Below are 26,884 nucleotides of genomic sequence, written 5' to 3'. Positions count from 1 at the left end.
TACACGAGCAGGAGCGCCACACTCTGCTCACATGACGTCGACGCGGTAAAAGCGGGGAAACCGGGACAAGCCGGCGATCGGGCCGGTGTGCGGTGCTCAGCCGGCCGTATAGCGCCCGTGCTGGCGCGGCCGCCACGGCGACGAGCGGCAGCTCGCGGCGCCGGCCGCGCGGCGCGCGGCCCATCCCGCGCCGCGCCGCATGCGCAGATCGCGTCGGGCCACCGTCGCCACCCGCGACGGCAGCGCATACGCGAGGCGTCGCACCGCAGCCACGCGCACCGCCAGACGGGATGCCGGCGACACGCGGCGAGCAGGATGAGCAGGCAGTGCGACGGGCCGTTTGCAGAGGATCGCGCTGTCGTAACGCTTGCCGGCGAAGCGCATCACGTCGACCACGTCGAAACCCTGCGCGCCGTAGAACGCCACCAGGTGCGACGCAGGATGCGGCGTATCCAGCGCGAGCAGCGTATAGCCGCGCAATGCCGCCCACTGCCCGGCGAACGACAGCAGCAACGCGCCGATCCCGCGGCTCTGGCATTCGGGATCGACCGCCAGCTGCCGCACGCTCGCGACGCCTTCGCGCCGGTACAACGAGCACGGCGAAGCCGGATCGGTCGCATACAGCGTGGCGGTGCCGATCACGCGCCCAGCGCAGACCGCCACGAAACACTCGCCAGCTTCGGCGCGACGACGCGTGACGTCCTCGTCCTGGTCGACGCACGTGCAGTTCAGCCCCATCGCGCCGAGCCGCGCGAACGCACGGTGCAGCAGCGCGGTGAGCTGCGTGTAGCTGTCGAAGGCCGGATCGAAGCGCCGCACGATGACCCGGTCGGTGCGCATCGCGGGCGGCGCGTCGGGTGAACGTTCGGCGATCGCGTTCCGGGAAATCGACATCGCAGTGCTCCGTGGTTCGAATGACCGAAGTCTAGGAGCGTGCCGACCGGCGTCGCAAGAAAAAATGTCGTAAAAACGGGGCTGCACGAATGCGTGCGACGCGACTGCAACGTGCGGGTTCGATGCGCGTGCAACCGACCGCATGCGCCCCACGACGTCGATCGTTGTTCGGGCAAACCGTGCACGGCTCGCCTCTCGTCGACGGCATCGCTACGCGCACTCGCCCGACCGTTGACACACCGCGCGACGCGATCCAGACTCGCTGCTCCTTCATCGCACCGCGAGCGCCCATGGTCACCTGCTTCCTTCGCTACGTCATCGATCCGTACAAACTCGAACAGTTCGAAGCCTACGGCAAGATGTGGATCCCGCTCGTCGAGCAATTCGGCGGCACGCATCACGGCTACTTCCTGCCGTCCGAAGGCGCGAGCAATATCGCGCTCGCGATGTTCTCGTTTCCGAGTCTTGCCGAATACGAGCGTTACCGCGAACTCTCGAAGGACGATCCGGCCTGCCAGGCCGCGTTCCGCTACGCGGAGGAGACGCGCTGCATCGTCAGCTACGAGCGCAGCTTCTTCCGCCCGGTGTTCGACTGACGCGTCTACCGAAGTCACGCTACGCAGCACGCGCCGTGCGCCGGCGACGGACGAAAAAAAGCCCCGCCTGCATCCGCGTGGCGGGGCCAACCCATGTCAGTAGAGACATCATGGAGGAGACGGGTCCATCCTATCGGGCATGGCACGCCGTCCCAACCAAGCATTTCTGCTATCCATCTGCGGCGGCGCCCGCACGCGCGACCCTCGCGCACGGCATATAGATAGAACGAAAAGTCGTTTTCAGAGTGGCGACAGGGTCGTTACCATCTGGTTTTAAGCCTGTGCTTAGCCGGGCAAGCCATCCTAGGAGCGCCCCTTGACTGCATTCGATCAACACCGCCGCCCGTTCGTCGTCGGCATCGGCGGCACCACCCGAGCCGCATCGTCGACCGAGCGCGCCCTGTCGTTCGCGCTGCGCGGCGCGCAAGCCGCCGGCGCACGCACGCGCCTGTTCGACGGCCCGTTCCTGCATACGCTGCCGCACTACGCCCCCGAACACAAAACGCTCACCGACGCACAGCGCGAGCTGATCGACACCGTGCGCGAAGCCGACGCGATCATCATCGCCACGCCCGGCTATCACGGCGGCGTGTCCGGCCTCGTGAAGAACGCCCTCGACACGCTCGAGGAACTGCGCGCCGACGACCGGCCGTATCTCGACGGCCGCGCGGTCGGCCTGATCGTCACCGCATACGGCTGGCAGGCGGCCGGCACGGTGCTCACATCGCTGCGCTCGATCGTCCACGCGCTGCGCGGCTGGCCGACGCCGTTCGGCGCCACCGTGAACACGCTCGAAACGCGCTTCGACAGCGCCGACAGCTGCTCGGACCCGAAGGTCGTCGCGCAGCTCGAGACGGTTGGCGCGCAAGCCGCCGAATTCGCGCTCGCGTTCGCGTCGCATCGCGCGGCCACGCATGCCGCGTCGGTCGACGCGCTCGCGCCCGTGCTGAAGATCGCCAACCAGTAATCGCCGCCTTCCCGCCGCCCGTCCCGGCCGATCACGTTCGCCGGCGGCGGGCGGCGCGCGTCCTGAAACCCGGCGCGAGCCGCGTCCGCGCATCCCTTTCCATCGAGCCCGCCCGCTGCACCGATAACGATTCGGCCCGCCACGGAATTTGCATTGGCCGAAAGATTGGTTCACGCGGGCTGCCGGTTTTCGTACGCTGAAAGCCCGAACCCTCTGCGCCCATGCCATGAACCGCACGATCCGCTACAAGGGCTACGAAGTGGCCCCCGCCGCCGCCCGGCTGCCGAATGGGCTGTTCGCCGCGAACCTGACGATCGAGAAGGCCGCCGGCGGCCCGTCGCCGCGCGCCGTCTCGTTCGACGCAATCGACTTCTTCTTCGAAGAGGAACACGCGCTCGCCTATGCGTCCCGCTGGGGCCGCCTCTGGGTCGACACGCAGGCCTGAGCGCGCGGCCGCAGCGTAGCGGCGGCTCGAAAATACGCGTTGACGGAAGCTATGCAAGAATCTTTCACTCCGTAATCGCACAACAACAGCCATGTCCGACACGCTGCAGGAAGAGCATGCAGCGGCAGATCACGCCATGCGCAACTGGACCTTCGAGAGGCAAGGTCCAGTCAGGATCGGTTCCGATGCGCACAGGCAGATGTTCTGCCGCATGCTGCTCGACACACACAACCCGTACAAACCGGCCGTCATCGACTGGCCCGCCCTCCCACCCGACGCACTCAAACGACTCACGTCGCTGCCCATCTGGGACATCGCCGTGCAGACCGAAGGCCGCGCCTCGATCCGTGTCGCCACCTTCGCCGAAACCGTCGACGATCCGCTGCTGCGCCGCGCGCTCGAGATGGACGGCGGCGAGGAAGCGCGCCACAAGGTCGTCCTGTCGAAGCTGGTGCACGCCTACGGCATCGAGCTCGCCCCCGAGCCGCCCTATCCGGCGCCGACGGATCCCGAATGGTCGTGGATGATGACCGGCTTCAGCGAGTGCATCGACAGCTTCTTCGCGTTCGGCCTGTTCCGCTCCGCCCAGCGCTCCGGTTATTTCCCGTCCGAACTCGTCGAAACCTTCGAACCCGTGATCCAGGAGGAAGGCCGGCACATCCTGTTCTTCGTGAACTGGTACGCGTGGTACTGGCGCAATTTGCCGTGGTGGCGCCGGCCCTGGTTCTTCGCACGTGTGGTGGCCGTGTGGGCGGTCCTGATCCGGGAGCGCATCGGCATCGCGCGCGGCATCGACACCGATGGCGTCGCGCGCGACGCGAACTTCCCGGCGACCGGCACCGCCGATATCGGCGAGACGCTGAACCCGCGCGAGCTCATCGCGCTGTGCCTCAGCGAGAACGACCGGCGCATGGCCGGGTACGACAAGCGGCTGCTGCGCCCGATGTTCGTCCCGCGCCTGGCGCGCCTCGCGCTGCGCTTTCTGCGGAAATAACGCGGCAGCGTGCCGGTTTCCGGTCTCGTCTGGATTCCGATCCGGATGCGTTGCGCCGAGCCGTGGAAAGTGGCCGACGCAATCCGCGCCGCTGCTCATGCGGCGGCGTCGTTCGGCACGCGTGCCCGACCGCCGTGCTGCAGGACAAATTGTCACACCGGAAATTTGACATTTCCGCCCCTCCCGCCTCTATCCGACCTTGCCACGGGCGCCTATCGGCAGCACCGGGCGCAACCCGTCGCCACCCGATCGTAAGCGAATGGGAAGCTCGCTCGTCGGGGGCTATCGGACGCGTTATTTAAGCGCTCGATAACAATCGTCCGAGACGCATCAATTGGAATAAATTTCCGATCGGAATGCTGATCGGGAACCGTGGCGCTGTTGCAATTTTTTACAACTTCGCTCGCCCGGCCAACCGCCGAACGCCCGTCACACGGGCAGCGGCAGCTCCGCGATGAGCAAATATGCACAATCGCGTATCGCCATATTCAGGCTATTTTCGATCCACCTGGAAACAATTTAATATAAGTAAAAATGCAAACTTTCATTAAATTAATAGATTAATAAAATACTGAATTTCCCAAAATCCGGCCGACTCCAAAACATTACAAACTAGAAATGTGGAGCCATCTCGCAAACGTTTGCTATTTCATTTTCCTTTCATGTAGACGCGCTCCGTGTGTAATCCAGCGCACAAAACTACCGCAACACATTGAATTTAATAGATTTTTCACTGACACCAAGGTGTTCACGAAGCCCTACATTCAGCATTCTCGTCATTTTCCAAATTGTTACGCTCTAATACATCAAAACACGACACATTGACCTTCTTTTAACTTTCAAAGCCCTCAATTTTTCACTATTTGTCAATCTCAAAAAACCATCTCAAATAAACTCCGCCCATCATTTTTGAGATTCGCGCGGGCGCACGGCAGATTCATCTGACTAAATAGACCGGTGTGTTGCGTTGCGTATTTGGAGGCAGCAGGACATGAACCGCACATACCGCTCTATCTGGAACGAATCCCTCGGCGCCTGGGTTGCCGCATCGGAAATTTCTACCGCACGCGGCAAGCCGAACAAGTCTGCCGTGGCAAAAGCCGTCGTGGCAGCCATGCTCGTGACTGGCGCATGCGCAACCAATGTCGCGTACGCGCAATACACGGTGGGCACCCGATCGTCCGCGAGCACCGGCGCGGTCGCGATCGGCGGCAGTTCCGGGTCGTCGTATTCGTCGACGGCGTCGGGTCTTTACGCGGTCGCGGTCGGCAACGGTGCAACCGCGACCGGCAACTCGTCGGTTGCCGGCGCGATCGCGATCGGCAACGCGACGGCCGGCACGTCGAATACGGCGCTGCAAAACGGCGCGATCGCAATCGGCCAGGGCGCGCAGGCCATCGGCACCAACACGGCTCAGGGCACCTCGCCTGTCGCCATCGGCGCCACCGCGACGGCCAACGGCCTCGGCTCGCAGGTTGCGATCGGCGATCAGGCACTCGCGACCGGCACGGATGCGGTCGCCATCGGCGGTCACGCCGGGGCGACGGGCTCGCAGGCCACCGGTAACCAGTCCCTCGCAATCGGTCAGTCGGTCACCGCGACGAGCCAGTCGTCGGTCGCGATCGGCAACGGCGCAACGTCGTCTGCCAGCGGTGCGTTCGCGCTGGGCGCGAGCGCGGCCGGCGGCGGCGCCAACTCGATGGCGCTCGGCAATGCGGCGCAGACGCTGTCGAACGGCGACGTCGCGATCGGCCAGAGCGCCTATGCGCAGGGCACGACCGGGACGGCAACGGGCCTGTCCGCCACGGCGCTCGGCAACGCCACGACGGCGTCGGGGAACAATGCCGCCGCGTTCGGCAACACGGCCAGTGCATCGGGGAACAACACGACGGCCTTCGGCGCGGGTGCAGCCGCGACCACCGCAAGCGCTTCCGCGTTCGGCACGGGCGCCACGGCGAACGTGGCGGGCTCCGTCGCGATCGGCCAGGGCGCTGTGACGACCGGCGCGGCATCGACCGCGACCGGCGGCACCGGCACGGTGCTCAGCACGACGATCGGCACTCAGACGTTCGGCAACTACGCCGGCAGCACCGCGCCCGGCGGCGTCGTGAGCGTCGGCAAGCTTGGCTCGGAGCGACGGATCCAGAACGTCGCGGCAGGCCTGGTCTCGGCAACCAGCACCGATGCGATCAACGGCAGCCAGTTGTATGCGGTCGCCAGCACGACGACTTCGAGCATCTCGAGCCTTTCGTCGTCGACTTCGACAGGGCTTTCGTCGGCTACCAGTTCGATTGGGTCGCTTTCGACGGGGCTGAGCTCGACCAATAGCAACGTCGCCTCGCTTTCGTCGTCCACGTCGACGGGGCTTTCGTCGGCTACCAGCTCCATCGGTTCGCTTTCGACCGGTCTCAGCTCGACCAATAGCAACGTCACTTCGCTTTCGTCGTCGACGTCGACGGGTCTCTCGTCGGCTACCAGTTCCATCGGCTCGCTTTCGACCGGCCTCAGCTCGACCAACAGCAACGTCACCTCGCTGTCGTCGTCCACGTCGACGGGTCTCTCGTCGGCCACCAGCTCCATCGGCTCGCTTTCGACGGGGCTGAGCTCGACCAACAGCAACGTCACCTCGCTGTCGTCGTCGACTTCGACGGGCCTCTCGTCGGCCACCAGTTCCATCGGCTCGCTTTCGACGGGCCTGAGCTCGACCAACAGCAACGTCACCTCGCTTTCGTCGTCGACTTCGACGGGCCTCTCGTCGGCCACCAGTTCCATCGGCTCGCTTTCGACGGGCCTTTCGTCGGCTACCAGCTCGATCGGTTCGCTTTCGACCGGCCTCAGCTCGACCAATAGCAACGTCACTTCGCTTTCGTCGTCCACGTCGACGGGCCTTTCGTCGGCTACCAGCTCCATCGGTTCGCTTTCGACTGGCCTCAGCTCCACCAATAGCAACGTCACCTCGCTGTCGTCGTCCACGTCGACGGGCCTTTCGTCGGCCACCAGCTCCATCGGCTCGCTTTCGACCGGTCTCAGCTCGACCAATAGCAACGTCACTTCGCTTTCGTCGTCGACGTCGACGGGTCTCTCGTCGGCTACCAGTTCCATCGGCTCGCTTTCGACCGGCCTCAGCTCGACCAACAGCAACGTCACCTCGCTGTCGTCGTCCACGTCGACGGGTCTCTCGTCGGCCACCAGCTCCATCGGCTCGCTTTCGACGGGGCTGAGCTCGACCAACAGCAACGTCACCTCGCTGTCGTCGTCCACGTCGACGGGGCTTTCGTCGGCGACCAGCTCCATCGGCTCGCTTTCGACTGGCCTCAGCTCGACCAACAGCAACGTCACCTCGCTGTCGTCGTCCACGTCGACGGGTCTCTCGTCGGCCACCAGTTCCATCGGCTCGCTTTCGACCGGCCTCAGCTCGACCAACAGCAACGTCACCTCGCTTTCGTCGTCCACGTCGACCGGTCTTTCGTCGGCTACCAGCTCCATCGGCTCGCTCTCGACCGGTCTGAGTTCGACCAACAGCAACGTCACCTCGCTGTCGTCGTCCACGTCGACGGGCCTCTCGTCGGCTACGAGCTCGATCGGTTCGCTCTCGACCGGCCTGTCGTCTGCTAATAGCTCGGTCGGTTCGCTCTCGACGGGTCTGAGCTCGGCCGGCAGTTCCATCACCTCGCTCTCCACGTCGACGTCGACCGCAATCAACAATGCCAAGACGCACTACTACAGCGTCAACGACAACGGTACGACGCAGAACAACTACAACAACGATGGCGCCACCAGCCCGAACGCACTTGCAGCCGGCGTTAATGCGCTTGCGACCGCCACCAATGCAACAGCAGTCGGTTCCGGCGCCACGGCGGCGGGCCTTGCCGCCGTCGCTATCGGCGCCGGCGCGACGGCGTCCGATAGCGGCGTAGTGGCAATCGGCATGGGTGCAGGCCAGGGTGTGACCGGTAGCAGCTACCAAAGCACGTTCATCGGCCAAGGTGCGGGCGGAAGCAGCTCGGGAACGTCCAATACGCTGATCGGCGCCAGCGCCGGCAGCCAGATCTCCGGATCCAGCAATACCGCAGTTGGTACGAGCGCTGCGCAAAACTTGAATGGGAGCAACAACTCCGAATTCGGCAATGGCGCCGGCACCTTTACCACGGGCAGCGGAAACACGGGCATCGGCACGCTCGCCGGTACGTCGGTCAACGGCGACTACAATTCGGCCGTCGGCTTTGGTGCCGGTCAGGCCGCGACAGGTAACCGCAACAATGCAATGGGCCTGCAAGCCGGCTCCGGTGTGCAAGGCAGCAGCAACATTTCGCTCGGCGACTATGCGGCACTGAATACGAACGGCAGTTCGAACGTAGCGAACGGCGTGAACGCAGGCATGTTCACGACCGGCAGCAACAACGTGGCGATCGGTACGTCGGCAGGCACTGGCCTCCACCTCGACGAATCAACGGGCAACCTCATCGATCGCAATGGGAACGTGGTGAACTCCGCAAGCCAGATCCCGCCCGCGACCGATGCCGTCGCGGTGGGTAATCAGGCTACCACCCAGGCCGATCGCTCGATCGCCGTGGGCAAGAACTCGCTGGCAGGCGCCACCGGCGGCAACACGGACGCGGTCGCGATCGGCTCGGGTGCAACGGCGACGGGCCTGTCGTCGATCAGCGTAGGCACGGGCAACGTGGTGTCCGGTAACAACTCGGGCGCGTTCGGCGACCCGAGCACGGTCTCCGGCACGGGCTCGTATTCGTTCGGCAACAACAACACGGTATCGGCCAACAATGCGTTCGTGCTGGGCAGCAACGTCACGGACGCGGTGGACAACTCGGTCGTCCTCGGCGCCAACTCGACGGTCGCAGCGGCAAATACCGCGTACTACAACCCGGGTACGGGCACGCTGGCCGGGACGGCAAGCGGTGTGGTGAGCGTGGGCGCCGCAGGCGCGGAGCGCCAAATTTCGAACGTTGCGCCGGGTAGCAACCCGACCGATGCAGTGAACGTGAGTCAGTTGCAGTCCCTGGCGTCGACTGTATCGTCGTCCGATAGCGCAATCGCGTCGCTCTCCACCGGCGTCAATTCGCTGTCGACGGGCCTGAGCTCGACCGATAGCTCGGTCGCTTCGCTTTCGACTTCCACGTCGACGGGTCTGTCGTCGGCTGACAGCTCGATCAGTTCGCTGTCCACTTCGACTTCGACCGGGATCAACTCGCTGTCGACTGGCCTCAGCTCGACCGATAGCACGGTCGCTTCGCTCTCGACTTCCACGTCGACGGGTCTGTCGTCGGCTGACAGCTCGATCAGTTCGCTGTCCACTTCGACTTCGACCGGCATCAATTCGTTGTCGACGGGCTTGAGCTCGACCGATAGCTCGGTCGCTTCGCTTTCGACTTCCACGTCGACGGGTCTGTCGTCGGCGACTAGCTCGATCAGCTCGCTGTCCACGTCGACCTCGACGGGCATCAACTCCCTGTCGACGGGCCTCAGCTCGACCGACAGCACGGTCGCTTCGCTGTCGACCTCCACGTCGACGGGTCTGTCGTCGGCTGACAGCTCGATCAGCTCGCTCTCCACGTCGACTTCGACGGGTATCAACTCGCTGTCGACGGGCCTGAGCTCGACCGATAGCTCGGTCGCTTCGCTCTCGACCTCGACGTCGACCGGCCTCTCGTCGGCTGACAGCTCGATCAGTTCGCTGTCCACGTCGACTTCGACCGGCATCAACTCGCTGTCCACGGGCCTGAGCTCGACCGACAGCACGGTCGCTTCGCTCTCGACCTCGACCTCGACGGGTCTGTCGTCGGCTGACAGCTCGATCAGTTCCCTGTCCACGTCGACTTCGACCGGGATCAACTCGCTGTCCACGGGTCTGAGCTCGACCGACAGCACCGTCGCTTCGCTTTCGACCTCCACGTCGACCGGCCTTTCGTCGGCTGACAGCTCGATCAGCTCGCTCTCCACTTCGACTTCGACCGGCATCAATTCCCTGTCCACGGGCCTGAGCTCGACCGATAGCTCGGTGGCTTCGCTTTCGACTTCCACGTCGACGGGTCTGTCGTCGGCTGACAGCTCGATCAGTTCGCTGTCCACGTCGACTTCGACCGGCATCAATTCGTTGTCCACGGGCTTGAGCTCGACCGACAGCACGGTCGCTTCGCTCTCGACCTCGACCTCGACGGGTCTGTCGTCGGCTGACAGCTCGATCAGCTCGCTGTCCACTTCGACCTCGACGGGCATCAACTCGCTGTCCACGGGCTTGAGCTCGACCGATAGCACCGTCGCTTCGCTCTCGACCTCGACCTCGACCGGCCTCTCGTCGGCGGACAGCTCGATCAGTTCGCTGTCCACTTCGACTTCGACCGGCATCAACTCGCTGTCGACGGGCTTGAGCTCAACCGATAGCTCGGTCGCTTCGCTTTCGACCTCCACGTCGACCGGCCTTTCGTCGGCTGACAGCTCGATCAGCTCGCTGTCCACGTCGACTTCGACCGGCATCAATTCCCTGTCCACGGGCCTGAGCTCGACCGATAGCACGGTCGCTTCGCTCTCGACCTCCACGTCGACGGGTCTGTCGTCGGCTGACAGCTCGATCAGCTCGCTGTCCACGTCGACTTCGACGGGCATCAATTCCCTGTCCACGGGCCTGAGCTCGACCGACAGCACGGTCGCTTCGCTCTCGACCTCGACATCGACGGGTCTGTCGTCGGCTGACAGCTCGATCAGCTCGCTGTCCACGTCGACTTCGACCGGCATCAATTCGTTGTCCACGGGCTTGAGCTCGACCGATAGCTCGGTCGCTTCGCTTTCGACCTCTACATCGACGGGTCTGTCGTCGGCTGACAGCTCGATCAGCTCGCTGTCCACGTCGACTTCGACCGGCATCAATTCGTTGTCCACGGGCTTGAGCTCGACCGATAGCTCGGTCGCTTCGCTCTCGACCTCGACGTCGACGGGTCTGTCGTCGGCTGACAGCTCGATCAGTTCGCTCTCCACGTCGACTTCGACCGGGATCAACTCGCTGTCGACTGGCCTCAGTTCGACCGATAGCACGGTCGCTTCGCTCTCGACCTCCACGTCGACCGGCCTCTCGTCGGCTGACAGCTCGATCAGTTCGCTGTCCACTTCGACTTCGACCGGCATCAACTCGCTGTCGACGGGCTTGAGCTCAACCGATAGCACGGTCGCTTCGCTCTCGACTTCCACGTCGACCGGCCTGTCGTCGGCTGACAGCTCGATCAGCTCGCTGTCCACGTCGACGTCGACGGGTATCAACTCGCTGTCCACGGGGCTTAGCTCGACCGATAGCTCGGTCGCTTCGCTGTCGACTTCCACGTCGACGGGTCTGTCGTCGGCTACCAGTTCCATCGGGTCGCTGTCGACCGGACTCAGCTCGACCGATAGCTCGGTGACTTCGCTCTCGACTTCGACGTCGACGGGTCTGTCGTCGGCAACCAGCTCGATCAGCTCGCTCTCCACGTCGACTTCGACGGGTATCAACTCGCTGTCGACGGGCCTGAGCTCGACCGATAGCACGGTCGCTTCGCTGTCGACCTCGACGTCGACCGGCCTTTCGTCGGCTGACAGCTCGATCAGTTCGCTGTCCACGTCGACCTCGACGGGCATCAATTCTCTGTCGACTGGCCTCAGCTCGACCGATAGCTCGGTCGCTTCGCTTTCGACCTCCACGTCGACCGGCCTCTCGTCGGCTGACAGCTCGATCAGTTCGCTGTCCACGTCGACGTCGACGGGTATCAACTCGCTGTCCACGGGGCTTAGCTCGACCGATAGCACCGTCGCTTCGCTCTCGACTTCGACGTCGACCGGCCTCTCGTCGGCTGACAGCTCGATCAGTTCGCTGTCGACTTCGACTTCGACCGGCATCAACTCGCTGTCCACGGGTCTGAGCTCGACCGACAGCACCGTCGCTTCGCTCTCGACTTCGACGTCGACCGGCCTGTCGTCGGCTGACAGCTCGATCAGCTCGCTGTCGACTTCGACTTCGACAGGCATCAATTCCCTGTCCACGGGCTTGAGCTCGACCGATAGCACGGTCGCTTCGCTGTCGACTTCCACGTCGACCGGCCTGTCGTCGGCTGACAGCTCGATCAGCTCGCTGTCCACGTCGACTTCGACCGGCATCAACTCCCTGTCGACTGGCCTGAGCTCGACCGATAGCACGGTGACTTCACTCTCGACCTCGACGTCGACCGGCCTGTCGTCTGCGACTAGCTCGATCAGCTCGCTGTCCACGTCGACTTCGACCGGCATCAACTCGCTGTCGACGGGCCTGAGCTCGACCGACAGCACGGTGACTTCGCTGTCGACTTCGACCTCGACCGGCCTCTCGTCAGCGACCAGCTCGATCAGCTCGCTCTCGACCTCAACCTCGACGGGCATCAATTCGCTGTCGACTGGCCTGAGCTCGACCGATAGCACGGTCGCTTCGCTGTCGACTTCCACGTCGACAGGTCTGTCGTCGGCAACCAGCTCGATCAGCTCGCTCTCGACTTCGACTTCGACCGGCATCAATTCGTTGTCCACGGGCTTGAGCTCGACCGATAGCTCGGTCGCTTCGCTCTCGACCTCGACCTCGACGGGTCTGTCGTCGGCGACCAGTTCCATCGGGTCGCTGTCGACCGGACTCAGCTCGACCGATAGCTCGGTCGCCTCGCTGTCGACTTCGACGTCGACCGGCCTTTCGTCGGCTGACAGCTCGATCAGTTCCCTGTCCACGTCGACTTCGACCGGGATCAACTCCCTGTCGACTGGCCTGAGCTCGACCGATAGCACGGTGACTTCGCTCTCGACCTCGACGTCGACCGGCCTGTCGTCGGCGACCAGCTCGATCAGCTCGCTGTCGACTTCGACCTCGACCGGCATCAACTCCCTGTCGACTGGCCTGAGCTCGACCGACAGCACGGTGTCTTCGCTGTCGACCTCGACGTCGACCGGCCTGTCGTCTGCGACTAGCTCGATCAGCTCGCTGTCGACTTCGACCTCGACCGGCATCAACTCCCTGTCGACTGGCCTGAGCTCGACCGACAGCACGGTGTCTTCGCTGTCGACCTCGACGTCGACCGGCCTTTCGTCGGCGACTAGCTCGATCAGTTCGCTCTCGACCTCAACCTCGACCGGCATCAACTCCCTGTCGACTGGCTTGAGCTCGACCGACAGCACCGTCGCTTCGCTGTCGACTTCCACGTCGACGGGCCTCTCGTCAGCGACCAGCTCGATCAGCTCGCTCTCGACTTCGACCTCGACGGGCATCAACTCGCTGTCGACTGGCTTGAGCTCGACCGACAGCACCGTCGCTTCGCTGTCGACTTCGACGTCGACCGGCCTGTCGTCGGCTACTAGCTCGATCAGTTCGCTGTCCACGTCGACCTCGACGGGCATCAATTCGCTGTCGACTGGCCTGAGCTCGACCGACAGCACGGTGACTTCGCTGTCGACATCGACGTCGACGGGTCTGTCGTCGGCGACTAGTTCGATCAGTTCGCTGTCCACGTCGACTTCGACTGGCATCAATTCGCTGTCGACTGGCCTGAGCTCGACCGATAGCACGGTGACTTCGCTGTCGACCTCCACGTCGACGGGCCTCTCGTCGGCGACTAGCTCGATCAGCTCGCTGTCCACGTCGACTTCGACGGGCATCAACTCCCTGTCGACGGGCCTGAGCTCGACCGACAGCACAGTGACTTCGCTCTCGACCTCCACGTCGACCGGCCTCTCGTCGGCAACCAGCTCGATCAGCTCGCTGTCCACGTCGACTTCGACCGGCATCAACTCCCTGTCGACTGGCCTGAGCTCGACCGATAGCACGGTAACTTCGCTCTCGACTTCGACGTCGACCGGCCTGTCGTCGGCAACCAGCTCGATCAGCTCGCTGTCCACGTCGACTTCGACCGGCATCAACTCCCTGTCCACGGGCTTGAGCTCGACCGACAGCACGGTCGCTTCGCTCTCGACCTCCACGTCGACCGGCCTCTCGTCGGCGACTAGCTCGATCAGCTCGCTGTCCACGTCGACTTCGACCGGCATCAACTCGCTGTCCACCGGGCTGAGCTCGACCGATAGCTCGGTCGCTTCGCTGTCGACTTCGACCTCGACCGGCCTCTCGTCAGCGACCAGCTCGATCAGCTCGCTGTCCACGTCGACTTCGACGGGTATCAACTCGCTGTCGACTGGCCTCAGCTCGACCGACAGCACGGTGTCTTCGCTGTCGACCTCCACGTCGACCGGCCTCTCGTCGGCAACCAGCTCGATCAGCTCGCTGTCCACGTCGACTTCGACCGGCATCAACTCCCTGTCCACCGGCCTGAGCTCGACGAACAGCACGATCACGTCCCTGTCGACCTCGACCTCGACCGGCATCAGCTCGCTGTCCACCGGCCTGAGTTCGACGAACAGCACGATCACGTCGCTGTCGACCTCGACCTCGACCAGCGTCAGCTCGCTGTCCACCGGCCTGAGTTCGACGAACAGCACGATCACGTCGCTGTCGACCTCGACCTCGACGGGCATCAACTCCCTGTCGACCGGCCTGAGCTCGACCGACAGCACGATCGTCTCGCTGTCCACGTCGACCTCGACCGGCATCGGCTCGCTGTCCACCGGCCTCAGCACGGCGAACAGCTCGATCACGTCGCTGTCCACGTCGACCTCGACCGCAATCAACGACGCAAAGACGCACTACTACAGCGTCAACGACAACGGTACGCAGCAAGGCAACTACAACAACAACGGCGCAACGGGCGTCAACTCGCTCGCCGCCGGCGTGAACGCCAGCGCGGCAGGCGCCAGCAGCGTCGCAGTCGGCGACGGCTCGAACGCCGCGTCGACCGGCGCAGTCGCGATCGGCCAGAACGCATCGGCCACGGGCGGCAAGGCGGTGTCGATCGGTTCCGGCAACACGGCGAGCGGCGACGGCGCGGTCGCGATCGGCGACCCGAGCGTGGCAACGGGCACGGGCGCCGTGGCAATGGGCGCGAACGACACGGCCAGCGGCGACGGCGCACTGGCGCTCGGCAACGCGAACACGGCAACCGGCGCCAACGCCGTCGCCCTCGGCGGCTCGAGCCAGGCAACCGCGGACAACACGATCGCAATCGGCAACACGGCGGTGGCGAACGCCACGGGTGCACAGGCCTACGGTTCGAACGCATCGGCAACCGCAGCCGACGCCCTTGCGTTCGGCTCGAACGCCACGGCGAACGTCGCGAACTCGGTCGCACTCGGCGCGAACTCGGTCACGGGTACGGCAGTGGGCACGTCGAGCGCAACGATCGGCGGCGTCACGTACTTCTTCGCGGGCAGCTCGCCGGTGGGGGTCGTGAGCGTCGGTCAGCCGGGCCAGGAACGCCAGATCACGAACGTCGCGGCAGGCCAGGTATCGGCCACCAGCACGGACGCGATCAACGGCAGCCAGCTCAACGCGACGAACCAGGCGCTCAACAGCCTGTCCACGTCGACCGCGTCGAACATCTCGTCGCTGTCGACCGGCGTCGGCTCGCTGTCGACGGGCCTGAGCACGACGAACAGCAACGTGGCCTCGCTGTCCACGTCGACCTCGACCGCGATCAACTCGCTGTCGACGGGCCTCAGCTCGACGAACAGCAACGTGTCTTCGCTGTCCACGTCGACGTCGACCGGCATCGGCTCGCTGTCGACCGGCCTGAGCACGACGAACAGCAACGTTGCCTCGCTGTCGACGGGCGTGACGAACATCAGCAACACGGTGAACCAGCTGTCGACGACGATCAACAACAACCAGGCGCGTGCGGCGAACACCTCCGGCATCGCGGCCGACATGAACGGCACCGGCACCGACAAGCCGACCGTCACCGCCGGCTCGAACTCGGTGGCGATCGGCGCGAATTCGACCGACGGCGGCCGTTCGAACGTGGTGTCGGTCGGTAGCGACTCGCAGCAGCGCCAGGTCACGAACGTCGCGCCGGGTACGGAAGGCACCGACGCGGTGAACGTGAACCAGTTGACGCAGGTGCAGACGACGCTGTCGACGGCACTGTCGGGCCAGCAGGCGCAGATCAACACGCTGGGTTCGCAACTGCAACAAACCGACCAGATGGCGAAGCAGGGTATCGCGGCCGTCGGCGCGATGGCCTCGATCCCGCAGCTCGATCGCGACGCCAACTTCGGGATGGGTGTCGGCACGTCGACCTTCCTCGGCCAGAAGGCGATGGCGGTCAACATGCAGGCTCGCATCACGGAAAACCTGAAGGCGTCGATCAACGGCGGCTTCAGCGGCGGTCAGAAGGTGATCGGCGCCGGCATGCTGTACCAGTGGAAGTAACCCGTCGCGCCGCCACGCGGCCCGGCTCGCCAGCCGGGCCGGACGTGGCGGCGCCGGCGGCAGGACGAACCCGCCGTGCCCCGCACGGCGGGCTTCGGTCAACCCAAGCCTTAAGGACGTCATCGTGAACAAACTCGCTCTTGCGCTCGCGCTTTCCGCACTGGGCCTCGCCGCGTGCTCGACCGCATCCGGCCCGACCTTCAGCGCATCCGAACTGCAGCCGCGCGACGGCGTGCGCACGTTCCAGGTGGACTGCCACGGCCTGCTGTCGGGCCCGCAGACCTGCATGAAAGCCGCCCGCAAGATCTGCGGCGATCAGCCGGTGCGCACCGTCGATTCGGCCCGCGCGCTGCGCGACGGCTCGGATCCGGCGACGCTGGTGTTCCAGTGCGGCGCGGCGCCGGCGGAACCGGCGGCCGCCGAACCGGCACCGGCTCCCGTGCCCGCGGTCGAACACGTCAACCTCGCCGGCGACGCGCTGTTCGCGACGGGCCTGGCCACGCTGACGCCCGCCGCACGCGCATCGCTCGACAAGCTGCTGAGCCAGCGCGAAGACCGCACGTACTCGCAGGTGACGGTCACCGGCTATACGGATTCGACGGGCAGCGACGCATCCAATCTCGCGCTGTCTAAGCGCCGCGCGGAAACCGTCGCGGGCTACCTGAAGACGCACGGGCTGCACGCGCAATCCGTGTCGGTGACGGGCCGCGGCAGCGCCGATCCGGTCGCGTCCAACGCGACGGTCGAAGGCCGCGCCAGCAACCGCCGCGTCGACATCTCGCTGCAACGCTGAACGGCAGCCATCGCGGCCCCGGGCGCTGCACGCGCCCGCCCGCGACGGCCGCGAACCGGGCGGGCAGCCCCGCCCCGCCGGACCGTTCCGGCACGGCTTCGCCGGGGCGCGGCGGCGACGTCGGCCGCTATGTCAAAGTTCGTCATGCCCCTCCACAAACCGGCGACTTCCGTGCCACAATCGGCGCAGACAGTTGCCGGGACGTTCCGCCCGCTTCGCGCGCCGTGCCAGGCCCGCGCGACGGCATTCCGGAACCCGGCGGCCGCCCCGCGCGCCGCATCGCTCGGCTGGTTTTGCAGCGCACGCCGGCGCACAAGCAACGATGACAATCCACGGCGCGCCGTGTTCGGACAGGGCGCGCGACGCCGCGGCCGCACGCACGACGCCGCAGAGGAAACCAACCGGTGACGGACATCAATCAAGCCGCCTCGGGTCGCACCCGCAAGCAACGGCCGGCCGTCGGCATCTCGCTGTTTGCGCGGGACGGCCAGGCGATCTGGGAAAACGGCATCCATCAGAACATCGCGTTCCTCGCGATGATGCTCAAGCGCTCGGACCGAGTCGGCCCCGTCTATTTCCTGAACGGCGGCGACGCCAACGCGCTGCCGGCCGGGCTCGACCTCGACGGCCTCGACATCCCGCTCGTGAAGCCGACCGACGTGACGCATGAGCTCGACGTCGTGATCGAGATGGGCGCCCAGCTGCCGGTGGAATGGATGAAGCACATGAAGGCGCTCGGCAAGAAATGCGTCGCGTGCTACGTCGGCCACACATATAGCGGCCTCGCTGAAACGCCGATCTTCGGGAAACCGTCGGGGCACGTCTTCAACGGCACGTCGTTCGACGAAGTGTGGGTGCTCGAGAAATCGGAGAAAATCGACGCGCCGCTGCTGCGCACGCTGCTGCGCGCGCCGGTCTACACGATTCCGCACCTGTGGTCGCCGTACTTCCTCGAGCGCCGCATCGCCGCGCTCGCGGCGGAGGGCGCGACCTTCGGCTACCGGCCCGGCCAGCGGCCGTGGCATCTCGCGACGCTCGAACCGAACATCTCGGTCGTGAAGTCGTGCCATTACCCGATGCTCGCGTGCGACGAGCTCTACCGCGCGCGCCCGGACGCCGTGCAGCACATGTTCGTCGTCAACTCGATGCACATGAAGGAACACCCGACCTTCGTGCACTTCGCGAACAGCCTCGACCTGGTGCGCCAGCACAAGGCGACCTTCGAGCCGCGCATGGACCTGCCCGGCTTCATGGCGCGCCATGCGGACGCCGTCGTGTCGCACCACTGGGAAAACGCGCAGAACTATCTGTACTACGACGTGCTGTACGGCGGCTATCCGCTGATCCACAACTCGACGATGCTCGGCGACGCCGGTTACTACTACCCGGACTTCGACGCCGCCGCGGGCGGCCGCGCGCTGCTCGACGCGTGGCTGCATCACGACGAACGGCTCGACGACTATCGCGCGAAAGCCGGCCGGCTGCTGCAGTCGGTCTCGATCGACAACCCCGCGAACCTGGACGCGTTCGTCGCGCGCCTGGTCGCCTGAACCGGAGCATACGCATGTCGGACTCCAATGCCCGTCAAGCGCCCGGCGAGGGCAAGCGCCTCGTCGTCGGCGTGTCGCTGTTCGTGCGCGGCGCCGGCCAGTCGCTGTGGGAAAACGGCATTTTCCAGAACTGCCTGCTGCTGATCCTGCTGCTGCGCCAGTCGCCGCTCGTCGCGGAAGCCGTGATGGTGAACGGCGGCGAACAGCTCGCCGATCCGCAGATGATGCTCGGCGAGTGGGACGTGCCGCTCCTGTCGATGGACGAAGCGCTGCAGCGCTGCGACGTGCTGATCGAAATGAGCGCGCAGTTCGGTGCGGACTACCTGCGCACGTTCCGCGATCGCGGCGGCAAGGTGATCACGATGCGGGTCGGCAACGACTACGTGATCGACATCGAGCGCGCGATGTTCAACAAGCCGTCGGGCTTCCTGTTCTCGGGCGCGCCGTACGACGCGGTGTGGACGATTCCGGAATTCGAGCGCTCGTGCCTGCACTATTACCAGACGGGCCTGCGCGCGCCGGTCACGATCGTTCCGCACATCTGGCATCCGATGCTGTTCGACAAGGCACGCGCGACGCTCGGCGCCGGTTTGTCGTTCGGCTACCAGCCCGGCAAGCCGCGCTGGCGCGTGACGATGTTCGAGCCGAACATCTGCATGGTGAAGACGAGCATCGTCCCGATGCTGGTGACCGAGGAAGCGTATCGCGCGAAGCCCGATTTCGTGGAGTTCGTGCGCGTGTGCAACACCATGCACCTGAAGGAGCATCCGACCTTCGTCCACTTCGCGAAGAGCCTCGATATCGTGAACCACGGGATCACGACGTTCGAAAGCCGCTACGCGGTGTACGAATTCATGGCGGCCTACGGCGATGCGGTGGTGTCGCATACGTGGGAAAACGCGCAGAACTACCTGTACTACGAACTGCTGTACGGCGACTATCCGCTGATCCACAACTCGCCGTTCCTCGGCAAGGCCGGGTATTTCTATCCGGACTTCGATTGCCAGGCCGGCGGCCGCGCGCTGCTGCAGGCGTTCGCCGAACACGACGCGAACCTGGACGCGTATCGCGAGCAGTCGAAGCACGTACTCGACTCGGTCAGCATCTACAACCCCGACAACGTCGCCGCCTATTCCGACGCGATCGCGTCGCTCTATCGCGACGCGTGACGCGCCGCGCTCCCCGGACTCCGACATGAATGCACCCCTGCCCCTCTCCCGCGCGAAATGGCTGATCGGCTGCGCGCTCGCATCCATCGCGATCGGCGCGCACGCGCAATCCGACGGCGAATCGGCCGACGCGCTGCTGCACGACGCGGACATCGTCTTCAAGCTGCTCGACGCCGGCCAGTACCGCGCGGTGTGGGCCGATTCCGCCGCGTTCGTGAAGGCGCGCATCCCGCCGGACCAGTTCATGGCGGACATCCAGCACGCGCGCCAGTCGGTCGGCACGGTCACCCATCGCGGCTGGGCGCAGATCACGCGCATCCGCTACGACAACGTCGAGACGATGCCGAACGGCCTGTACGCGAACCTCGACTACGCGACGACGCTCGCGAGCGGCGCGACCGTGTTCGAGAAACTGAGCTTTCGCCTCGACGACGACGGCCGCTGGCACCTGACCGGCTACGTGCCGCGCCAATCGCAGAACTACGCGCCGTAACCCGCGCATCGCCCGCCCGGAGCCGCCGATGAAAATCAATGTCGCGATTACGATGAACGTGCAGCGCGACGCGACGCAGTCGATCTGGTACAACGGTGCGAACCAGCATTGCGTGTACCTGTACATGCTGCTGAAAAGCTCGCCGCTGATCGGCGAAGTCTGGCTCGCGCACGACGACGGCATCGCCGAATACCCGCAGGCGCTGATGATGGACGCGTTCGGCAACGCGCTGCGCCCGCTGTCCGCGATCGTCCACCAGACCGACCTGCTGATCGAGATGAACGCGTTCATCGACCCGTCGCACGCGGACGCCGTGCGCGCGCGCGGCGGCAAGTGCGTGTCGTACCGCTTCGGCAACGACTACGTGATCGCGGTCGAGACGATCAACTTCGAGAAGAACAACTGGCGGCCGAACCCGCACCGCGTGCAGTTCGACGAGATCTGGACCAACCCGCAGCACATGCACACGTGCGCGGCGTATTTCCAGGCCGTCTATCGCGCGCCGGTGATCGAGCTGCCCCACATCTGGTCGCCGTACTTCATCGAACGCAGCCTCGACGCCGATCCCGACCTGAAGGCGCGCTTCGGCTACCGCAACCACGGCCCGGCCAAGCGCATCGCGTTCTTCGAACCGAACCTGAACGTCGTGAAGAGCTCGATCGTGCCGATGCTCGCCGCGAACGCGTGCTACGTCGAACACCCGGAGCTCGTCGAACACGTGTACATGACCAACACGTTCGACAAGAAGGAAAACGTCGCCTTCAAGCATCTCGCGCTGGGGCTCGAGATGGTGCGCGACGGCAAGGCAACGGCCGACGTGCGCGCGCCGTTCATCGCGTGGGCCGCGCACCATACCGACATCGTCGTGTCGCACCACTGGGAAAACGGGTTGAACTACCTGCTGTACGACGCGCTGTACGGCAACTACCCGCTCGTGCACAACTCGCCGTTCCTGCGCGACGTCGGCTACTACTACCCGGACTTCGAGATCTTCGATGCGGCGCGTGCGATCGCGACCGCCGCGCAAACGCACGACGCGCGGCTCGACGATTACGCGGCAGCGGCCCGCCAGTGCCTGCACCAGGTCGACACGCTTGCCGAACACAACGTGCGCGCGTATTCCGAACAGATCCAGCGCCTCTTCGCCGGACGCGCGCTCGGCTGAGCCCCCTTTCCCGCGTGCCCCGCCCATGAATCCGACCGTCCGCAATTTCGTCGTGATCGATTCGATTCACGGCCCGTTCGTCATCAACCGGCACTGCACGTATCAGGCGGAGGCGTTGATCAAGACCGGCCGGCCGCACATCCAGGGCGAGCTCGACACGATCCTGCAGGTGATCGACCAGTTGCCCGACGACGCGATCGCAGTCGACGGCGGCGCCAACGCGGGGCTCGTATGTGTGCCGATCGCACACCGGCTGCGCGCGCGCGGCGGCCGCGTCTATGCGTTCGAACCGCAACGCACGCTGTTCCACGCGCTCGGCGGCACCGTCGCGCTCAACCAGCTCGATAATCTCCATCTGCTGAACATGGGGCTCGCGAGCGCCAACGGCACCATGAAGGTGCCCGACATCGACTACGGACTGGACGCCGACTTCGGCCAGGTCTCGCTCATCGACGGGCGCGCGGCGGGCGGCACGCCAACGCCGGTCGTCCGGCTCGATTCGCTCGGCCTGCCGCGGCTGGATTTCCTCAAGCTCGACATCGAAGGCATGGAGATCGAAGCGCTGCGCGGCGCGCGCCGGCTGATCGAGACGCATCTGCCGTGGTGCTGGATCGAATACTGGAAAATCGGCGAAGCGCCGATCATCAATACGTTCACCGGCCTCGACTACACGTTCTATCGGGTCGACGCGCTGAACCTGCTGTGCGTGCCGAACCCGCGCTGGGACCGCCAACGGCTGTTCATCTCGGGCGAGCCGCTCGCCGTCGCGTCGACGTGCGAAAGCGATGCGACGCACGCGCCGCCGACCGACGTCGACGCCGACATCGACGCGCCCGAAACGAGCTGGAACCGCGCGCTCGACCATGAATCCCGCTGCGAATGGGGGCATGCGATCGCGCGCTGGCAACGCGCGCGCGGCCGCGGGCTCGACGACGACGCGATCGCACTCCAGCTCGCGTCGTGCTACGGCTTCTCCGGCGAGCCCGACGCCGGGCTCGCGGCGCTCGAACGCTTCGGCGATCCGGCCGCGCTGCCCGACGCGCAGCGCGGGCACGTCGAGCTCGCGCGCTCGGCACTGCTGCTGCGCGCCGGCCGGCGCGACGAGGCCGGGCGCGCGACCATCGCCAGCGAAAACGTGCTGACGGCCGCGCAATTCGGACTGCCCACGGAGCGGCTCTACGCGGGCCAGCCGCTGCGCGGCAAACGGCTGCTCGTGATCAGCTACGGCGGCGCCGGCGACCAGTTCCAGTACGCGCGCTACCTGCATGCGCTGGACGCGCTCGGCTGCGCGGCGGTGACCGTCGTCGTGCCCGATGCACTGACGAGCCTGATGCGTCACACGTTCCCGCACGTCGAATTCGTCAGCGCCCACGGCCCGTGGGTCGACACGTCGCAGATCGCGCACGACTACTGGTGCTCGTTCCTGGTGCTGGCTGCGCAGTTCGGCTATGCGCCGGCACCGGACGGCGCCCCGGCCGTGTATCTGTCGTGCCCGCCAGAGCAGGCCGCCGCATGGCGCGAACGCGTCGCGCGCGACGGCAGCGCGCCCGGCACGCGCCGCATCGGCCTGAACTGGCGCGGTCACGACGAAAGCGACACGCGCTTCCGGCGCGCGGCCAGCCTGCGCGACCTCGCGCCGTTCGCGCGGCTGCACGGCCATGCCGCGTACTGCATCAATCGCGACGTGTCCGCACAATCCGAGTCGTCGGATCTCCCGGTCACGTTCCCGCATCACGCGATCGGCGACTTCAGCGACCTGGCGGCACTGATGCTCGCGATGGACGTGGTGGTCACCACCTGCACCGCGCACATCCACCTGGCCGGCGCGCTGGGCGTGCCGGCCGTGCTGCTGCTCAGCCCGAAAGCCGATGCGCGCTGGGAAACCGGCTCGCGCACGGCGCTCTACCCGGGCGTCCGGATCGTGCGCGCCGCGCACGCAGGGCGATGGGACGATGCGGTCGACCGCGCGTTGGCGCTCGTGCTCGGGGGTTTTGGAAAGGATTGAGGCCGGCTTGCCGTCCGTCGCAAGCCGGTGATTAGCGTGAACAAGCCCTAGGCCGGCACCTTGTCACCGCGCTGCGCGGCGAACGCGAGACCATGCCGGCGGCCGACTCGCGCAAGCGCCGCGAAACAGCGGTTCGCCTGGCGGCTGACGCGGCCGGCGTGGCGCGCCGCGCTGCCGGCCACGCCGCGCGCGATCGCCGAATCGTCGCCGCACACGCCCGCGATCACGCCGCCGTAATAGTGCCGCGCCGCGAGTTCGCGGCCCTCGACGTCGAGCGGCTTCATTCGCTGAATACGATGGGCAACGACGTTCAGGCCGTCGAGAAACGGCACGACGTCGAGCGGCACGTCGACCGCGTCCGCGCCGAGCTGCCGCAGCATGTCGGCAAGCTCGGCGATCGCGACGAGCGCGTGCCCGTCGACCGCCAGCGTGCTCGTTCCAGGCCCGGCCTTCATGTGCGCCATGCCCGCCCCTTCGCGATCCAGCGATAGCCCGATTCCGGTGCGCCGCGACATCATGCGGCCGCCGGCGAGCGCCACGAAAACCGGATGCCCTGCGCCCACGCGACGCCGGAATCCAGGATGATCTGCCGGTCGATCTCGTTCTCCACGCCTTCGACGACGACATGCCGCGCGCTCTCGTGCGCAAAGGCGATCAGCCGGCGAAACTGGTAGCGCCCGATCGCGTTGCGCTTGATCAGCGACAGCACCGACCGGTCGAGCTTCACGATATCGGGATTGCCGATCACCAGGCTGTTCAGCGCGCTGAAACCGACGCCGAAGTCGTCGATGGCGACACGGCATCCGGCCTGCCGGAACCGATTCACGAACGAGCGGCCCGCGACGGGGTTCAGCGGCCCCGTCTCGGTGATTTCGACGACCAGCCGGGCCGCGACCGACGGGTCGCGCTCGAGCCGCCTGATGATGGCCATCCACGTGTCGTCGACGACCGCGCTCGCCGCCGCGATATTGCAGCCGTACACGGCTTTCGGATCCGAGCGCAACGCGTCGATCGTCCGGTTGACCACGAGCCGGTCGAACCAGCGCATCAGCCCGAGCGATTCGAGACGTGGCAGGAATGCGAGCGGCGGCAGCGCATCGCCCGCCCCCCACCGCAAGCGCGCGAGGCATTCGTGATACAGCACGCCGCCCGACAGATCGGCCCGGCATATCGGCTCGCGCGCAAACCCGAGCCGGCTTTCAACGAAACTGCGTACCGACGCAAGGTCGGGGTGATCGTCAGCGGCACCGAATACGAGATCGATCTCGTCCCGATACGCTTCCCTGTTCGCCTCAAGGCGAGGTTCGACCGTACTCATCCGGCGCTCCGGCAAATGTCGGGCCGCCGATGACGGCCCGCGCTCAAGATACATGTGAAGCAAGCCGACAACGACATGCTCCACCGCCTACCCGGCCCATCCTCTTATTTCGATCTTTTCCGGGAGCGTACTTTTCATTTCGGCGCGCCGTCAAATCCGATATTGTCAACGACATTCAAACAGGGAAAATACACCACACCGACACCCTGCCGACAGTGCGACAGGTTACACAAAACTGTCGGGGAAATTTCAGTCGATTCGATTTATTAACCGACGCCAAACGTCTGCAGCCGGATTATTTATTCTCGACACGTGTTTCAAAGATCGGACGGTTGTCATTTGGTGTGACGAATAGCCGCCGACGACACCATCTCGGCAACCGGCCTCAAGCCCGTCCGACGTGGCTTTCCGGCCACATCGCCGAGCGCGATTCGGTCGCCCCAGACTTCAATTCCACCGTTTCAAACGATATTACTAAAATCCAAAGCGGAATCAATCCGGATTCCGTCGACAATAGCGATCCGAATTATATGACAGCTCGCTTCTGTAAGATATTTAACAATCTTTTCGACTTGTTAACCTATAAAATTATTTTCGACGGACTTCCCTCGGAGCCGTCAAATTCGTGCCTTCAAAAACCGTCGAATCTCCCCGGTTCGACGGTTTCTTTTTTAACGGCACCATTTCTTCAGACTTTAACTCCGGGACAACCCGAATGACGGCATGCGCAGCCGCAGTCAGTCGTGCAGATCGCGAACGAACACGGGCCCCGGATCGCCTGCGGCGAGGCTATGCGGCCGTCGCGCCGATCAGGTTCGCGAGCAGCGCGTCGTATTCGGCAACCAGTGCCGGGTTCGCCGACGTATAGCGGGCGAGGATGTCGCGCTGGCGTCGCGTATAGCCTTCCCAGTCGTCGTCGTGCGTGTGCAGCGCGTGCAGCAGCGCATCGGCGCCCTTCTGCACGTCGTTGTCCGGATAGTAGTAGCCGAGCTCGGGCGCGAGGCTCGCGTTGTGCACGAGCGGATAACCCTGCCAGCACACGTCGAAATAAAAGTAGTTCAGCGGGTTCGACCATTGATGCGACACGACGATGTCGGTCAGGTCGGCCAGGAACAGCGGCGTGTCGAAGCGCCCGACGAAGCTCGCCTTGCCCGCGCGCACGATCTCCAGGTAGTTCATCAGCATCACGAACTCGGGGCTGTCGTGCGCGAGGCGATCGGCGTTGGTCACGTGCGTGAAGCAGATCGCATCGGGGTCGCGACGATACGCTTCGTCGATGATCAGCATCGGATACACGCAGAACTTCACGACGTTGTGGTTCGGCTCCATCACCGTGAGCCGCTTGCCCGGCTCGCTGCGCGGCCGGTATTCGCCGTGCCCGGGCAGCGACTGCGCCCGCGCGCTCAGGAACATCGGATCCCACACGAACGGCACGACGCGCCCGGGGCAGCGGCGCAGCGACTGCAGGAACGGCAGCGACGACGGCGCGATCTGCGGAATCGCCCACACCTCGTCGTAGCCGCGGTTGATGAACAGCGAATCCCACATCCGGCGGCCGAACAGCATCGACTCCATCGCGTTGATGTACTCGACGCCGCAGCAATAGCTGACGATCTTCGCGCCGCGCGCCTTCAGGTAGGCCGTCTGCTCGCCGTCGATCTGCCCGCCGAGCTCGATCACGACGTCGAGCGCGTCCTTCATGTCGGCGAACGCGCGCGTGTCGTACACGCTGCGATCCCACGGCAGGGCATCGGTGAGCGGCACGTCGGTCGTGTTGACCAGCGTCACGCGGTAGCCGTGCGGCGACGCCATCAGCAGCTTCGCGAGAAACAGCGCGTTCTGCTTGATGCCGTTGATCCACAGGCTTTCGTCGGGGGTGCGCAGTCCGATGGTGATGCCGATGCGCAGGCCGTTCAGGACAGGAGACGTCATCGTCGGCGGGATGGGAAGTTGGATGGGGCTGGAATCCACGCAGTGTAGCGCGCGCAGCGCCGCCCCCGTCAAGCCGCGGCACATGCCGGCGGCAGCCGGGCATTCTAGCGGACCGCCACGCGCACAGTGTCAGGAATGGTCAGCACCCCGCCGGCTCGCCGTGCGGGCGGCGGCAACGGGCATGACGAAGGGATGGAGAGACGATGCGCGCGCCGATGAGGACGCACGGTGACGGGTGCTGGCCCGACGTACC

General features: G+C 65.3%; 16 protein-coding genes. 12 read left to right on the top strand and 4 right to left on the bottom strand.

The window, feature by feature from the left end; translation table 11 throughout:
• Window positions 1-96 precede the first annotated feature (96 nt).
• On the bottom strand, window positions 97-894 hold the full coding sequence (locus tag BX604_RS13125) for a GNAT family N-acetyltransferase (protein WP_098551165.1): 798 nt from the start codon (window positions 892-894) through the stop codon (window positions 97-99).
• A gap of 290 nt (window positions 895-1,184) precedes the next feature.
• On the opposite strand from BX604_RS13125, the gene BX604_RS13120 reads away from it, so the two are divergent.
• From BX604_RS13120 to BX604_RS13065, 11 genes are all read left to right on the top strand, one after another.
• Window positions 1,185-1,490: an NIPSNAP family protein gene (locus tag BX604_RS13120; protein ID WP_098551164.1), complete on the top strand. Its 306-nt coding sequence runs from the start codon at window positions 1,185-1,187 to the stop codon at window positions 1,488-1,490.
• A gap of 316 nt (window positions 1,491-1,806) precedes the next feature.
• On the top strand, window positions 1,807-2,457 hold the full coding sequence (locus BX604_RS13115) for an NADPH-dependent FMN reductase (RefSeq protein ID WP_098551163.1): 651 nt from the start codon (window positions 1,807-1,809) through the stop codon (window positions 2,455-2,457).
• Between the two features lie 226 nt (window positions 2,458-2,683).
• The gene (locus tag BX604_RS13110) at window positions 2,684-2,902 is read left to right on the top strand and encodes a transcriptional regulator (protein ID WP_098551162.1); all 219 of its coding nucleotides are present in this window, start codon (window positions 2,684-2,686) and stop codon (window positions 2,900-2,902) included.
• A gap of 91 nt (window positions 2,903-2,993) precedes the next feature.
• On the top strand, window positions 2,994-3,896 hold the full coding sequence (locus BX604_RS13105; RefSeq protein WP_098551161.1) for an aminomethyltransferase: 903 nt from the start codon (window positions 2,994-2,996) through the stop codon (window positions 3,894-3,896).
• Window positions 3,897-4,887: 991 nt separating this feature from the next.
• Window positions 4,888-16,206 carry an ESPR-type extended signal peptide-containing protein gene (locus tag BX604_RS39895; RefSeq protein ID WP_306668230.1) on the top strand — a complete coding sequence of 3,773 codons (11,319 nt, stop codon included), beginning with the start codon at window positions 4,888-4,890 and terminating at the stop codon, window positions 16,204-16,206.
• Between the two features lie 124 nt (window positions 16,207-16,330).
• The gene (locus BX604_RS13090) at window positions 16,331-16,999 is read left to right on the top strand and encodes an OmpA family protein (RefSeq protein WP_098551160.1); all 669 of its coding nucleotides are present in this window, start codon (window positions 16,331-16,333) and stop codon (window positions 16,997-16,999) included.
• A gap of 404 nt (window positions 17,000-17,403) precedes the next feature.
• Entirely contained in the window at window positions 17,404-18,549 is a 1,146-nt protein-coding gene (locus tag BX604_RS13085; protein WP_098551159.1) for a DUF2827 domain-containing protein, read from the top strand.
• Window positions 18,550-18,563: 14 nt separating this feature from the next.
• Entirely contained in the window at window positions 18,564-19,718 is a 1,155-nt protein-coding gene (locus BX604_RS13080) for a DUF2827 domain-containing protein (protein ID WP_098551158.1), read from the top strand.
• 25 nt (window positions 19,719-19,743) lie between these two features.
• The gene (locus BX604_RS13075; protein ID WP_098551157.1) at window positions 19,744-20,211 is read left to right on the top strand and encodes a DUF4019 domain-containing protein; all 468 of its coding nucleotides are present in this window, start codon (window positions 19,744-19,746) and stop codon (window positions 20,209-20,211) included.
• A gap of 28 nt (window positions 20,212-20,239) precedes the next feature.
• Window positions 20,240-21,376 (top strand): DUF2827 family protein, encoded by a 1,137-nt coding sequence (locus BX604_RS13070; RefSeq protein WP_098551156.1) that lies wholly within the window; start codon window positions 20,240-20,242, stop codon window positions 21,374-21,376.
• Between the two features lie 25 nt (window positions 21,377-21,401).
• Window positions 21,402-23,381, top strand: a complete 1,980-nt coding sequence (locus tag BX604_RS13065) for an FkbM family methyltransferase (protein ID WP_098551155.1) — start codon at window positions 21,402-21,404, stop codon at window positions 23,379-23,381.
• A 47-nt stretch (window positions 23,382-23,428) separates the two neighbouring features.
• Here the strand turns inward: BX604_RS13065 and BX604_RS13060 are convergent, their stop codons facing one another.
• On the bottom strand, window positions 23,429-23,845 hold the full coding sequence (locus tag BX604_RS13060) for a hypothetical protein (protein WP_098552855.1): 417 nt from the start codon (window positions 23,843-23,845) through the stop codon (window positions 23,429-23,431).
• A gap of 50 nt (window positions 23,846-23,895) precedes the next feature.
• Window positions 23,896-24,699: an EAL domain-containing protein gene (locus tag BX604_RS13055; protein ID WP_098551154.1), complete on the bottom strand. Its 804-nt coding sequence runs from the start codon at window positions 24,697-24,699 to the stop codon at window positions 23,896-23,898.
• A 29-nt stretch (window positions 24,700-24,728) separates the two neighbouring features.
• Here BX604_RS13055 and BX604_RS38340 point away from each other — a divergent pair, with 29 nt between their 5' ends.
• Window positions 24,729-25,418: a hypothetical protein gene (locus BX604_RS38340; protein ID WP_143748021.1), complete on the top strand. Its 690-nt coding sequence runs from the start codon at window positions 24,729-24,731 to the stop codon at window positions 25,416-25,418.
• Between the two features lie 70 nt (window positions 25,419-25,488).
• Here BX604_RS38340 and BX604_RS13050 read toward each other — a convergent pair whose 3' ends face one another.
• Window positions 25,489-26,631, bottom strand: coding sequence for a DUF2827 domain-containing protein (locus BX604_RS13050; protein ID WP_098551153.1), 1,143 nt, complete (start codon window positions 26,629-26,631; stop codon window positions 25,489-25,491).
• Window positions 26,632-26,884 lie beyond the last annotated feature (253 nt).

The sequence above is a fragment of the Burkholderia sp. JKS000303 genome, from assembly GCF_002563755.1.
GTDB lineage: Bacteria > Pseudomonadota > Gammaproteobacteria > Burkholderiales > Burkholderiaceae > Burkholderia > Burkholderia anthina_B.
Note: the sequence above shows the minus strand (reverse complement) of the source record. Positions and strands in the feature narration are given on the sequence as shown.

Excerpts from the sequence above, each read along its gene's own strand:
- BX604_RS13055 (WP_098551154.1), bottom strand. The coding sequence starts at position 24,699 with ATGAGTACGGTCGAACCTCGCCTTGAGGCGAACAGGGAAGCGTATCGG.
- BX604_RS13060 (WP_098552855.1), bottom strand. The coding sequence starts at position 23,845 with ATGGCGCACATGAAGGCCGGGCCTGGAACGAGCACGCTGGCGGTCGAC.
- BX604_RS38340 (WP_143748021.1), top strand. The coding sequence starts at position 24,729 with ATGACGGCCCGCGCTCAAGATACATGTGAAGCAAGCCGACAACGACAT.
- BX604_RS13110 (WP_098551162.1), top strand. The coding sequence starts at position 2,684 with ATGAACCGCACGATCCGCTACAAGGGCTACGAAGTGGCCCCCGCCGCC.
- BX604_RS13120 (WP_098551164.1), top strand. The coding sequence starts at position 1,185 with ATGGTCACCTGCTTCCTTCGCTACGTCATCGATCCGTACAAACTCGAA.
- BX604_RS13105 (WP_098551161.1), top strand. The coding sequence starts at position 2,994 with ATGTCCGACACGCTGCAGGAAGAGCATGCAGCGGCAGATCACGCCATG.
- BX604_RS39895 (WP_306668230.1), top strand. The coding sequence starts at position 4,888 with ATGAACCGCACATACCGCTCTATCTGGAACGAATCCCTCGGCGCCTGG.
- BX604_RS13080 (WP_098551158.1), top strand. The coding sequence starts at position 18,564 with ATGTCGGACTCCAATGCCCGTCAAGCGCCCGGCGAGGGCAAGCGCCTC.
- BX604_RS13065 (WP_098551155.1), top strand. The coding sequence starts at position 21,402 with ATGAATCCGACCGTCCGCAATTTCGTCGTGATCGATTCGATTCACGGC.
- BX604_RS13050 (WP_098551153.1), bottom strand. The coding sequence starts at position 26,631 with ATGACGTCTCCTGTCCTGAACGGCCTGCGCATCGGCATCACCATCGGA.
- BX604_RS13075 (WP_098551157.1), top strand. The coding sequence starts at position 19,744 with ATGAATGCACCCCTGCCCCTCTCCCGCGCGAAATGGCTGATCGGCTGC.
- BX604_RS13125 (WP_098551165.1), bottom strand. The coding sequence starts at position 894 with ATGTCGATTTCCCGGAACGCGATCGCCGAACGTTCACCCGACGCGCCG.
- BX604_RS13070 (WP_098551156.1), top strand. The coding sequence starts at position 20,240 with ATGAAAATCAATGTCGCGATTACGATGAACGTGCAGCGCGACGCGACG.